Below are 12,956 nucleotides of genomic sequence, written 5' to 3'. Positions count from 1 at the left end.
CGCTTTTGTTTGAAACCGTCGCGACAGGGGAGAGGAAAGGATGAACATCGCTTTTTTTCTTCTGCCGAAGCAGGAGGTTGTCTGTCTGCCGGTCACCGCGACCTTGAGGCAGACGCTCGAGCGGATGGAGCGCCACTGCTATACCGCGGTCCCCGTCCTCGGCGAGAACGGCGAATACGTCGGCACGGTGACCGAGGGAGATCTGCTTTGGTACTTTAAAAACAACCCCGACGTCCGTTTCGATACCGCGCACCGCGTTCAGTTATCCGAAATCGAATTCCGCCGGAACGTATTTCCCGTCCGGATCGATGCCAATATGGAAGATTTGATCTCCCTGGCCAAAACCCAGAACTTCGTGCCGGTTGTGGACGACATGAGCCGGTTTATCGGCATCGTCCGGCGCAGCGACATTATCGATTATTGCGAGCGGCTGATGCTGGCGCCGAACCGGAACGCCGAGAGCTTGCAGCGAAAACATTGATCGGGGCCGTGCTTAAGGGCCCAGATTTGAACGAAATAACGGTCACTCGGGTGGCCGTTATTTGCGCATTTGAGGAGCCTTACGGCGGCGCCCGGCGCATCGGAGAATGCTTGGTGGCCGCTCATTTTATGCTATAATGAAGATTGCAGCTTTTACGGTCAGACACCCGAAGTTTGGACGATTAAGGATCCGAAGAAGGGACGGGTTTAGGCGATGGAACGCGAACTGGATGTCGCCACGCGAGCCAAGCTTATCGAATGGCTGAAGACGGAGTTGCTCGATCAGGTTTCCCGCTTGTTCAAAGCGATGTGGGACGGAAGCGCTTTGCGCATTTCGGACAGTTTGGCCGGATTGATCGCCAGCGGGTATATTCTGGGACGCAGACTCGGCGTTCCGTACCGGGAACTGGATCATGCGATTGCCGAAAAGCTGGCCAAGCTGAAGCAAGAAGGCCATCAGCTTGAGGATCAATACAGGGATCTGTCTGCGCTCGAAGATCATATTCGCAAGAGGTGACCCCATTGAATATTGGCTGGAAGTCCGTAGCCTGGAGCGCGGCGGCGCTGTTTCTGCTGTTAAGCATTCCGACGATGCTCAATATCGTGACCTTGTTTTTGCTGATGACCCCGATGGTCGTGCTGTATACGATGCTTAAGCCGCTCTCGTTTGCCGCGCATATGGCGTGCGTTGTCGCCGCCGCCTTTTTGCTGTCGGGTTCCTACGCTCCGGTTGCGTTGACGTTCGGCTTATTTTTCCTGATTCCGTCGATCGTGATGGGTCACTTGTACAAAAAAAGAACGGCCCCGAAAAAAGTCATTCTGATCGGATTTGTGGTTTTGCTCGCGCAACTGCTGCTGGAATTGATCGTGTTGTCGATGCAGTTCGATCTGGACTTGTCGTCCTATTTGACGCAACTGCTGGAAGAAACGGCCCGCGCGCTCAATGCTTCGGGCACGCTCTTGCCGGAGGATTGGGCCTCGGATACGGTCGACCAGCTGAGCAACGCCATCGTGACGATGCTGCCGGCGCTGCTCCTGCTCGCGTCGTTTGCTTTGGCCTCCGTTACGCATATTCTGTCGCGGCGGGCCTTGGCGATAAGCGGGATCGAGACGCCGGCGCTGCCGCAGATGAGGACGTGGATGCTGCCGCGCAGCATGGTTTTCTATTACCTGATCGCCCTTGTGCTCAGCTTCGTCATTCCCGCGGACAGCAACAACTTTCTGAGCATGGTCACGGCCAATGCGGTGCCGGTATTGCGGTTTGCTTTTACGATCCAGGCGATCGCCTTTTTCTTCTACCTCGCCAGCGTCAAGGGCTGGCATAAAGCCGTACCGGTTTTGATTGCGGTGCCGATCCTTCTTTATCCTCCGTTTTACCTGATCGGGCTGCTGGACGTGGCCTTTCCGCTGAGGAAGAACTTCACCCGAATGTAAATTTGCGAGCGGACGGATATCGCGAATTCACCGAGCAAGGGAGCGGAGCTTTACATGCCCAAGTTTCTCGTTCAGCGATGGCACGGCATGCACAATGTATGGGCATTGGTCCTCATTTTGCTGCTGACGGCCGTTTTGGCCTGGTACCAGTGGGTGACCGGCCTGATTGCGCTGGTGCTGGGCGCCGGTGTGGCCGTGTACGCGGTGCTTGCGGAACGCGCCTTTCGCAAAGAATTGAACGATTACGTGCTTACCCTCTCCTACCGAATCAAGGGTGTCGGAAACGACGTCGTCGGTACGCTTCCGTTCGGCATTGTGCTCTACAACGAAGAACAGGAAGTTCAATGGCACAACGCTTATCTGTCGCATGTTACGGGACGGCCGTCCGTGGTCGGCATGGCGTTGACGGATATTTTTCCGGGACTGCACGTTCCCGTCAAAGATAGAGAACCGAACCGCGGCGAGATCCAAATTAACGGCCGGGTGTATGAAATGCTGTTCCGCACCCGGGAGAGGGTTATGTACGTAACGGACATCACGGACAGCTGGACGATCAAGCAAAAGTACGAGAATGAAAAGCTGGCGCTCGGCATCGTGATGATGGATAACCTGGAGGAAGTTACCCAGGGGATGGATGAGCAGCAGCGGGCGCTGATGCTGTCCAAGGTCACCGGCAAGATCAACGAATGGGCGAGAGAATACGGGCTTCTGCTCCGGCGGCTGTCGTCGGACCGGTATATGGTCATTGCCAACCAGCTGGCGCTGCGCAAGCTGGAACAATCCCGGTTCGAGCTGCTCGACGAAGTGCGGGAGATTACGATGGACCAGAAGCTGCCGATGACGCTTTCGATCGGTTTCGCTTCGGGGACCGACAATTTCGAGGAGCTCGGGCATCTGGTGCAAGGCAGCCTTGACATTGCGCTCGGACGCGGGGGCGACCAGGCGGTCGTCAAGGTCGGCGAAAGGCAAAGCTTCTACGGCGGCAAAAGCAACGCGGTCGAGAAGCGCACGCGAGTGCGGGCGCGGGTGATTGCCCATGCGCTGCGCGATTTGATCAAAGAGAGCGACAATATCGTCGTCATGGGGCATAAAATGCCGGATATGGACGCCATCGGCGCGGCGATCGGGGTCGTCAAGGCGGCCCGGCAGTTCGGCAAGGAAGCGTATATCGTGCTGGAATCGGTCAATCCGGCGATTGAGCGGATGATGGACATGATTCGCGAGGACGAGAAGCTGTTCAAAAGATTCGTCTCCCCGGAACAGGCCTTGGCGATGGCCGGCAAGCGGTCGCTTGTCGTCGTCGTCGACACGCACCGGGCTTCGATGGTCGAGGAGCCGAAGCTGCTGCAGCAGACGGAGCGGATTGTCATCATCGACCACCATCGGCGCAGCGAGGAATTTATCGATGACGCCGTGCTTATTTATATGGAGCCGTACGCCTCCTCGACCTGCGAGCTGGTTACCGAGGTGCTGCAGTACATTCACGACCGGGTCGTGCTGGACGTGCGGGAAGCGACCGCTTTGCTCGCCGGCATCACCGTCGACACGAAGAGCTTTGCGATGCGCACAGGCTCGCGCACGTTCGAGGCGGCGTCGTTCCTGCGACGCAACGGGGCCGACTCCACGATGATCCAGCGCATGCTCAAGGAGAATCTCGAGGAATACGTCAGAAAAGCGGAAATCATCCGGCACGCCGAAATGTACCGCGACGACATCGCCATCGCCGTGGCCACGAACGCCCAGCCGGTTACGCAGCTTTTGATCGCGCAGGCCGCCGATACGCTGCTGAATATGTCGGGCGTCCGCGCTTCGTTCGTGGTCGCGATGCGGACGGACGGACTGGTGGGCATCAGCGCCCGTTCGCTCGGCCAAATCAACGTTCAGGTCGTCATGGAACGGCTCGGCGGCGGCGGGCATCTCTCCAACGCGGCGTGCCAGCTTCAGGGCTCGTTGCAGGAAGTGGCGGCCAGACTCAAGCAAGTGCTCAAAGAACTTGAAGAGGAAGAGGGGATTCTGGAATGAAGGTCATTTTTCTGCAGGATGTAAAGGGTCAAGGCAAAAAGGGCGAAATCAAGGAAGTGTCCGAAGGGTACGCGCGCAACTTCTTGCTGCCCAAGGGCTACGTGCAAATCGCGACGGAAGGCAACAAGAAGGCGCTGGATCAGATGAAGGCGTCCGCCGAAAAACGCAAGGCGAAGGAGAAGGAAGAGGCGCAGGCGCTTGCCGCGAAGCTGTCCGAGATGACGATCGTGATCAAGGCGAAGGCCGGCGAAGGCGGAAGGCTGTTCGGCGCCATTACGAGCAAGCAGATTTCGGAGACGCTGGAGAAGATGAATATTAAAATCGACAAACGGAAGATCGACCTGGACGAGCCGATTCGCACGCTTGGCGTCACGAAAGTTCCGCTTAAATTGTATCCCGAAGTGAAAGGCACGCTGAACGTGCAGGTCGTGGAGGAATAAACGTCATGAACGCAAGCGGGGAACCTCATCTGTTCGACCGGATTCCGCCGCAGAACTTGGAAGCGGAGCAGGCGGTGCTCGGCGCCATCTTGCTGGAGAGCGAAGCGCTGATTACGGCGATGGAGCGTCTTAAGGCGGAGGATTTCTACAGCGTCGCCCACCAGCGCATCTTCGAAGCGATGATCGATCTGAACGAAGAGAACGAGCCGCTCGATCTGATCACGCTGACCGCCCTGCTTCAGGACCGCGGGCAGCTGGAGGAAATCGGCGGAGTCAGCTATCTGGCGAAGCTTGCGAACGCAGTTCCGACGGCTGCGAACGTCGATTACTACGCTCAGATCGTCGAAGAGAAATCGATGCTGCGCCGGCTGATCCGCACCGCCACGCAAATCGTCTCCAGCGGCTATACGGCGGAAGACGATGTCGGAGCGCTGCTGAACGAAGCCGAGCAGCGGATCATGGAACTGTCCAACCGGCGGGCCGCGCACGGATTCGTCAGCATCCGCGACGTCTTGATGGACGTCTTCGAACGGGTCGAATTCCTTTACAACCATAAAGGCGGCACGACGGGCATTCCATCCGGATTTCCCGATCTCGACAAAATGACGTCGGGCTTTCAGCGCAGCGACCTGATCATCGTCGCCGCGCGCCCTTCCGTAGGCAAAACCGCCTTCGCCCTGAACATCGCCCAGAACGTCGCGGTCCGCGCCGGAGAGACCGTGGCGATCTTCAGTCTGGAAATGTCGGCTTCCCAGCTCGTAAGCCGGATGATCTGCGCGGAATCGAACGTGGACGCCGGACGGATGCGGACCGGATACCTGGAAGGGGACGACTGGGAGAAGCTGTCGATGGCGATCGGCGCGCTGTCCGAGGCGCAAATTTATATCGACGACACGCCCGGGATTACGGTTGCCGACATCCGCGCCAAGTGCCGCCGGCTCAAGAAAGAAAAAGGCCTCGGCATGATCGTGATCGACTACCTGCAGCTTATTCAAGGGCGGGGCAAGCCGGGCGAAAACCGGCAGCAGGAAGTGTCCGAAATCTCGCGGACGCTCAAGCAGATCGCGCGGGAGCTGGAAGTGCCCGTTATCGCGCTGTCGCAGCTGTCGCGGGGCGTCGAGCAGCGGCAGGACAAGCGCCCGATGATGTCCGACCTGCGGGAGTCGGGTTCGATCGAGCAGGATGCCGATATCGTCGCCTTCTTGTATCGTGACGATTATTACAATCAGGACACGGAAAAAAAGAACATTATCGAAATCATCATCGCCAAGCAGCGGAACGGCCCCGTCGGCACGGTAGAGCTGGTCTTCCTGAAAAATTTCAATAAATTCGTCAGTCTCGACCGGACGCACGGCGATCCGCTGGCCGGCAGCGCGTGATGTTGATCTCATCCCATAGAATCGTTCAGGCTTTGGCCGTCCTCTGACGAGGGCGGTTTTTTTGGGGACTGCGAGCCCTTACGGATGACCTGTAAAAGATCATGTTGACGCACCGAAGGAACGAAAAGCATTGCAAATGCAACCGTGTTTCGGGGAGAGAACGCTTTAAACGAAAAATCGGCCAAAATTCCCGAACGATTGTATAGGCGCCTGCACAATTGTTCGTCTTTCTTGGTTGACTTCAAGTGCGCGGATTGCTACACTAATCATGCCGCCTTGCGGACGTTTGGTTGCGCATCGGGACGAATGCCGTCTCCGGTGCGTTTGCGTGTGCCTTCCTGTCCGGCTGCGGGCCAACATTTTCGCAAGGGGAGCATCATCTTGCCGGCAATCAGCGGACCGCCGGATGGAGGGATTGCATTGTCTACGGTTGTGGTTGTAGGAACGCAATGGGGAGACGAGGGCAAAGGCAAAATCACGGACTTTCTGGCCGAAAAGGCGGATGTCGTGGCCCGTTACCAGGGTGGCAACAATGCCGGACACACCATCCTCATTGAGAATAAAAAGTATAAATTGACGATGATTCCTTCCGGAATTTTCAACAAAAACAAATTGTGCGTGATCGCAAACGGAACGGTGATCAATCCGGCCGCTCTGGTCGAAGAAATTCAATACATTCGCGACAACGGCTTCAGTGTCGACAATCTGCGGATCAGCGACCGCGCGCATGTCATCATGCCGTACCATTTGGTGCTGGATGCGCTTGAGGAAGACCGCAAAGCCGACAACAAAATCGGCACGACCCGCAAGGGCATCGGTCCTTGCTACATGGACAAAGCCGCGCGCAACGGCATCCGCGTCGCCGATCTGATGGATCCCGAGGAATTTACGGAGAAGGCCCGCCGCCTCATCGAGGAGAAAAATCAGGTGATCACCCAGGTGTACCAGGGCGAGCCGCTCGACGCCGATCGGATTATCTCCGAATATTTGGAGCACGCCGAGAAGCTTCGCCCGTACGTTACGGATACGTCCGTCGTGCTGAACGACGCCATCGACGCGGGCCGCAAGGTGCTATTCGAAGGCGCTCAAGGCGTCATGCTGGACATTGACCAGGGCACCTACCCGTTCGTGACGAGCTCGAACCCGTCGGCCGGCGGCGTGTGCATCGGGTCCGGCGTCGGACCGTCGAAGATCCGGCAAGTCATCGGTGTGGCCAAGGCCTACACGACGCGCGTCGGCGACGGTCCGTTCCCGACCGAGCTGCATGACGAGCTCGGCCAATGGATCCGCGACAAGGGCAACGAGTACGGCACCGTCACCGGCCGCCCGCGCCGCGTCGGCTGGTTCGACACCGTCGTCGTCCGCCATGCCCGCCGCGTCAGCGGCATCACCGGCCTGTCGCTGAACTCGCTTGACGTGCTCAGCGGGCTGGATACGGTGAAGATTTGCACGGCTTACCGCTACCGCGGCGAAATCATCCATCATTACCCGGCCAGCCTGAAGGTGCTGGCGGAATGCGAAGCGGTGTACGAGGAGCTGCCGGGATGGAGCGAAGACATTTCCGGCGCGAAGACGCTGGAGGACCTGCCGGAGAACACGCGCAAATACGTGGAACGCGTATCGGAGCTGACCGGCATCCCGATCGCGATCTTCTCCGTCGGCCGCAACCGCGACCAGACGAACCAGGTTCTCCCGATCTACGAAGAGTAACATACGATATGACGGCCGAGCCGTCCCCGGCCGGAGCGTTACGCTCTGCGGGGGCGGTTTTTTTTGCCCGCTTGCGGTGTTCCGGTCTGCCGCCGGCGGCGCTGGGCGAGGTGCGGCTCGACTAGCGAGTCTGCGCCCGATTTTGGCTATTGCGAAATAAGTGCCTTTATTGCAACTGCAACAGCACTTCCGGCGGAAGGCCGCGCTTGAATGGCCATAAAAGCAATTGCAATCGTTTCGAAGCTGAAATTCCGTACGTCCGGGCCTCTAATTGCTATAAAAGCAACTGCACAGGCGAAAGAGCGGAAAGCAGGAAATGTAATTGCTTTTTAGGCAACTATCGAAACGAGGCATTCCCGCACAATCCCGCTGAGGAGCATCGGCTTGGGAGCAAACCGGCTTGAATCCAACGAACAACAACTGTACAATGTGTACTAGTAAATGTGGTACAGTTTGCGGCGGCGGAGATTGGCGTACATCTAACGTTAAAGCGCTAAATTAATCGACAAGCTTATGCAGAGCGCTTTGCGCCATGCCGGAGAGGAGTTGAACGAGTGCCGCATGATTCAAATCCATGAGCGGAGTCTGCTGCCGATTTTCGAGCAGATCGTGAGCCAGATCAAAGAGCTCATCGCCAAAGGGGCGCTTGCGGAAGGCGACAAAATCCCTTCGGTCCGGGAATTGTCGGCCATGCTGCTCGTGAACCACAATACGGTCGCCAAGGCGTATCAGGAACTGGAACGCCAAGGCGTGATCGTGACGGTCCGCGGCAAAGGCACCTACGTCGCCAAAGCGGCGGATGCGCCGGGCATGCTGCAGGAGCGGTTGACCGGGCTGCGGGAGCAGCTGCGCCGGCTCGTGGTGGAGGCGCATCATCTTGGCATAGGAGAAGACCAGTTGAAACGTTGGGTAGAGGAAGAGATCGGACGTTACAGGAGGGAAGAAGATGCTCACGGTTTGCAATCTGCGCAAGACGATTGACCGCAAGCCCGTGCTTCGCCAAGTCAGCTTCTCCGTCGGTCCCGGGCAGGTCGCAGGGCTGGTCGGCCGCAACGGCTCGGGCAAAACGACGCTGCTGAAGACGATGGCCGGCATTTTCACACCGGACAGCGGGGAAGTGCGCTACGGGGAAACGTCCATCGCCGCTCATCCGGAGGCGAAGCGGGAAGTCGTCTTTATCCCGGATTCGCCCGAGGCTTTATACGGATACACGGCATATGGCTGCGCCGATTTGTACGCGAACATCTATCCCCGGTTCGACATGTTGTTTTTCAAGGAGACGATGAAGCGGTTCGGGCTGCCGCTGGACAAGAATATCAGGCATTTTTCCAAAGGCATGAAAATGCTGTTCAGCACCGGGCTCGGAATCGCCACCCGCGCGCAGTTCGTGCTGCTCGACGAGCCGACGAACGGCATCGATCCGATCGCCAAGAAGCAGGTGCTCACCCTGTTGATGGAGGCGGCGGCCGACGGGACGTCGCTGATCATCTCCTCCCACCTGCTGGATGAGCTGGAGCGGATCGCGGACAAGGTGCTGCTGCTAAAGGACGGAACGGTCGAAACCTACGAAACGGGGGACGAAGCGAACGCAGGCATTGCGAAGCTGCAGGTTGTGTTCCGGGGCGAAGCTCCGGCAGCATGGCTGGCTTCGCCGGAAGTCAAAGTGCTGGAGCATGTGGGCCGGGTATACACGCTGCTGGTCAGCCGGGCGCCGTCCTCCTCCGCTTACGGGGAGCTGGAAGCGATGAAACCGCTGCTTATGGAGCCGCTGCCGCTGCGGCTTGAGGATTTGTTCGCATGGAAGCTGGGAGGGCCGTCGAATGTGGGCTAAAGCGTTATGGAGCCGCGAATATGCGCAGGCGAGGCTGTTTGTATGGGGCGTGCCGGTTGTCCATTTTCTCGCGCTCGGATTCGGCCGGCTGAATCAATGGATTCTGGACCCCGCTGCCGTTGGCCGGGCGGAAAGATACGCCGGGTCGGGAGACATTCTGGCTGCGTATCAGAACGGTGATCTGGAGTCGTTCGGCCGGGTGTGGCTGCTGCTTGCCGTTTGCGTGCTTGCCCTTGTGCAGTTCGGAACGGAGCGGCGCAACGGCTCGCAGGAGTTTCTATTTTCGCTTCCGTACTCCAGGCGCCGGATCTTTTTCACCAAATGGTTGTTCGGAGCTTCGCTGATCGCAGGGTCGCTCGTGCTGAATACGGCTATCGATATGATCGTCGTGGCGGCTTCCCCGATGGCTCCTCTTTTCAGCCTGAACTACCACCTGACGGAGATCGGTTACTCGGCTGCGCTGCTTCTGGCCGCTTATTCCGCCGCCGTTCTGATCGGAACGGTCACCGGCACGGCGCCGTCCCAATCGGTGTTCTTGGTGCTGCTCGGCATCCTTCCGATCGGAACCTACGCCCTTCTGGACGAGAGCGTCCGGATCATGTGGAACGATCGCGGGTTTCCCGATACGTTCTTCTATGAAGAGCTTCAGGATGCGCTTAATCTCTCGCATTTCTTTTTTCTCCAACATGATTTTGTTACGTGGCAAAAAACCCTTGTCTTTCTGCTGCTTGCGGCCGCGCTTGCGGCGGGAGGCATGTGGAGCTATGAACGCAACAAACCGGAAAACAACGGGAAGCTGATCCTGTTCGGCTGGCTTGAGCTTGTTTGCCAAATCGGCGCGATTGCGCTGGCCTCCATGTTCTGCGGCATGATCGGGGCCGGGTTGATCCATGCAGGAGAAGCGCGAATCGGCTATGCGGTCGGCTTCGCCGCAGGATTCGCCGTCAGCCTGCTTGCCACATCGCGGTTGAGAAAAGTTAGGTTGAAAACGTAAGAGAGCCGTTTTTTGGCCGCCCGGGAGAATGCGAGATGCAAGGTTTGCCCATACTGAAAACTATGAAACTATAGTTTTGGCAGGAGGGCAAACCGATGTGGAAATGGATCAGCTGGCTTGGCCGATTGGCCGCGACCGCTCTGCTGCTCAGCTTTCTGTGCATCTGGACGACAGGCTATATCGTGAACAGTTACGTGGAATCGCTGCTGAAGCAGATGAATATTCCGCTGGACGTGCAGCCGTTCGCGTTGTCTGGCGTATGGGGACGGCTGTGGGGAGCGGAGCAACCGGTTGCGGCGGATCACGAACGCAGCCCGGAACCGGGGCCTTCTCCGAGCGCATCCAACGGGCCCGAACCGGATGCAAGCGCCGGCAGTGCGGCCGCGAACGGGGAGGCGGCCGATTCTTCCGGTTCTTCGTCGCCGGGAACCGAAGCGGGGGAGACGCCGGATCGCGAGGAGGGCGCGTCAACGATCGGCGAAGAGGGCGCGGCGCCGGACGGCGGAAGCGAGACGAAACCGGAGGCGCCGGGAGCCGAAGCGGACAGCGCGACCGGGGAAGCGGGCGGTTCCGCGGAAGGGACCTCCGGCGGCAGCGGCACGACCGGAACCGGACCGGCTGAACCGGATGCGGCGCCGGCATGGAGCGCGGAGGAGCAGGCGGGCGTAGCTGGCGGTCTGACCGACCAGGAGCGGCAGGAGCTGTACGCGCTTGTCGTCGCCAAACTAAGCTCGGAGCAGCTTCAGCAGCTAACCTCCTACTTGTCGGGAGGCGTAACGGACGAGGAAATGACGGCATTGGAAAAGATGCTGCGCGGCGCGCTGACCGATGAGGAATACGCGCGGATGATGGAGCTGCTGGGGGAATCCGCGGAGACGCCGGACCCCTAAGTTTGCAGGACCTATAGACCGTAAAACCCGGTAGATAGGACCTTCGAATGCTTTTCGGAGGTCCTTTTGACTATTATTAGAATTCTCTCACGCTTTGCTATATTCATTGAAGGTCCTGGTAAACATGTGCTAAAGTAGTAGACAAGTTGCGACAAAAGAAACGGTAAAAGTTAGGGAATGGAAGCGAAAAGGAGATTATCATGGCCGTTTTTGGAAAAGCGGGCCGAATCGGAAACGTATTGTCTTCCATTGGACGGCGAATCCGGAATCTGAAGTCCGCTCGTTTTTGGCAATATTATAAAAAGCCGGTCATCGCCACCGCTGCCGCGCTTGTCGCGGTTGCGGCCGTGTTCGTCGGTTCGTTGCAATATATGAAAGCAAACTCGACCTCCTACTACCAGGTTTGGTTGAACGGAGAGCCGGTCGGCGAAATCAGCGACAAGCAGCTGGTGCAGGATCTGTTGAAGAGCAAGGCGCAGGAACTGGCCGAGGCGGAAGGCGACGTCCGGTACAAGCTGGATGACAACCAGGTGAGCTACGAGCTGAAGACGGCTTACGGAAAAGTTCCGGACGACGAGTCGACTCTTCAAGCGGTCGCCGCCAATCTGAAAACGCATCCCGTCGGCGTCAAGCTGCTGGTGAACGGCAAGGAAGTCGGCGTCGTAAAGGACCGGGAGACCGCCAACGCCATTTTGGAGCGTGTCAAACAGAAGTTTGTTTCGCCTACGGCGGAGGTCAAGACAGGCGTACGGGCGATGGCGTTTAGCGCGGGGTCTTCGGCCCCGAGGGCGACTGCGGCGAATTCCGCATCGGACGACAAGGAGCAGCGAATCGTCGAATCGATCCAATTCAAGGAGCAGGTCACCCTGATTCCCGTCGAGCTGGAGACGGATGAGGTGGACGATCCCGACGAACTGTACAAGCTCCTGACGACGGGCAATCCCAAGACGAGAACGTACACGGTCCAACCGGGCGACTGCATCGGCTGTATCGCCAAGAAGGAAGGCGTGTCGGAATCGCTCATTTACGCGAACAACACGTGGATCGAGGACGACCGGATCGATGTCGGCGACGTGCTGGATCTTACCCAGACCCGGCCCGTGTTAAACGTCGAGACGAAAGAGCAGGTAACGGAAATCGAAGTGATCGATCCGCCGATCGAAATCCGCAAGACGGATGAGCTGAAGCTCGGACAATCGAAGACGGTGCGCGAAGGCACGTACGGCAAGCGCAAAGTCACCTACCGGCTCGTCAAGCGGAACGGCGTGGCCGTCGAGGAGGAGATGGTCTCCAGCGAAGTGCTCGTTCCCGCCGTATCGACGGTCATTCTGAAAGGAACGAAGGTCATCCCGAGCGAAGGCTCCGGAGCGTTCGCCTGGCCGGTGTCGGGGGCCAAGATATCGAGTTACTTCGGCAAGCGTTGGGGCCGGACGCACAAAGGCATCGACATCGTCGGCGGCAGAAGCATCATGGCCGCGGACAACGGAACGGTCGAATTCGTCGGCACGAAATCCGGCTACGGCAACGCGATCATCATCAACCACAACAACGGCTTCAAGACGCTTTACGGCCATCTGAAGAGCATCAACGTGAAGAAAGGGCAAGTCGTTTCCAAAGGCGACGTCATCGGCATCATGGGCAGCACCGGAAGGTCTACCGGCACTCATCTTCATTTTGAAATTCATTTGAACGGCAGCATCCGCAATCCATTAAGCTACCTGTAACGAACCCGTTTCAAGCGCCTTTCCGCAAGGGAAGGCGTTTTTCTTCGCGCAG

General features: G+C 58.2%; 12 protein-coding genes. All 12 read left to right on the top strand.

Features of this window, described 5'->3' with window-relative positions; translation table 11 throughout:
* Positions 1–40: 40 nt before the first annotated feature.
* The 12 genes from F560_RS0106795 (at position 41) to F560_RS0106735 (ending at position 12,904) form a co-directional block, all read left to right on the top strand.
* Entirely contained in the window at positions 41–481 is a 441-nt protein-coding gene (locus F560_RS0106795; protein ID WP_019004968.1) for a CBS domain-containing protein, read from the top strand.
* A gap of 213 nt (positions 482–694) precedes the next feature.
* The gene (locus tag F560_RS0106790; protein WP_019004967.1) at positions 695–997 is read left to right on the top strand and encodes a MazG-like family protein; all 303 of its coding nucleotides are present in this window, start codon (positions 695–697) and stop codon (positions 995–997) included.
* A gap of 5 nt (positions 998–1,002) precedes the next feature.
* Complete coding sequence (locus F560_RS0106785) at positions 1,003–1,914, top strand: DUF2232 domain-containing protein (RefSeq protein WP_019004966.1); 912 nt, start codon at positions 1,003–1,005, stop codon at positions 1,912–1,914.
* Between the two features lie 54 nt (positions 1,915–1,968).
* A complete protein-coding gene (locus tag F560_RS0106780; RefSeq protein WP_019004965.1) occupies positions 1,969–3,936 on the top strand; it encodes a DHH family phosphoesterase in 1,968 nt (655 codons plus the stop codon).
* Positions 3,933–4,376 (top strand): 50S ribosomal protein L9, encoded by a 444-nt coding sequence (gene rplI / locus F560_RS0106775; RefSeq protein WP_019004964.1) that lies wholly within the window; start codon positions 3,933–3,935, stop codon positions 4,374–4,376. Before F560_RS0106780 ends, rplI begins: the two co-directional genes overlap by 4 nt.
* 5 nt (positions 4,377–4,381) lie before the next feature.
* Positions 4,382–5,755 (top strand): replicative DNA helicase, encoded by a 1,374-nt coding sequence (gene dnaB / locus F560_RS0106770; protein WP_019004963.1) that lies wholly within the window; start codon positions 4,382–4,384, stop codon positions 5,753–5,755.
* A 420-nt stretch (positions 5,756–6,175) separates the two neighbouring features.
* Positions 6,176–7,465, top strand: a complete 1,290-nt coding sequence (locus tag F560_RS0106765) for an adenylosuccinate synthase (RefSeq protein WP_019004962.1) — start codon at positions 6,176–6,178, stop codon at positions 7,463–7,465.
* A gap of 561 nt (positions 7,466–8,026) precedes the next feature.
* On the top strand, positions 8,027–8,446 hold the full coding sequence (locus tag F560_RS0106755; protein ID WP_019004960.1) for a GntR family transcriptional regulator: 420 nt from the start codon (positions 8,027–8,029) through the stop codon (positions 8,444–8,446).
* The gene (locus tag F560_RS0106750; protein ID WP_019004959.1) at positions 8,412–9,296 is read left to right on the top strand and encodes an ABC transporter ATP-binding protein; all 885 of its coding nucleotides are present in this window, start codon (positions 8,412–8,414) and stop codon (positions 9,294–9,296) included. The genes F560_RS0106755 and F560_RS0106750 overlap by 35 nt, the downstream gene beginning before the upstream one ends.
* Complete coding sequence (locus F560_RS0106745; RefSeq protein ID WP_019004958.1) at positions 9,286–10,290, top strand: ABC-2 transporter permease; 1,005 nt, start codon at positions 9,286–9,288, stop codon at positions 10,288–10,290. The genes F560_RS0106750 and F560_RS0106745 overlap by 11 nt, the downstream gene beginning before the upstream one ends.
* Before the next feature lie 95 nt (positions 10,291–10,385).
* Positions 10,386–11,180 carry a hypothetical protein gene (locus F560_RS0106740; RefSeq protein WP_019004957.1) on the top strand — a complete coding sequence of 265 codons (795 nt, stop codon included), beginning with the start codon at positions 10,386–10,388 and terminating at the stop codon, positions 11,178–11,180.
* 200 nt (positions 11,181–11,380) lie between these two features.
* Positions 11,381–12,904: a M23 family metallopeptidase gene (locus F560_RS0106735; protein ID WP_019004956.1), complete on the top strand. Its 1,524-nt coding sequence runs from the start codon at positions 11,381–11,383 to the stop codon at positions 12,902–12,904.
* Positions 12,905–12,956 lie beyond the last annotated feature (52 nt).

Origin of the sequence: Cohnella laeviribosi DSM 21336, from assembly GCF_000378425.1 — a bacterium.
In the GTDB taxonomy this organism is placed as follows: Bacteria; Bacillota; Bacilli; order Paenibacillales; family Paenibacillaceae; genus Cohnella; species Cohnella laeviribosi.
This window is presented reverse-complemented; position numbering and strand designations above follow the sequence as displayed.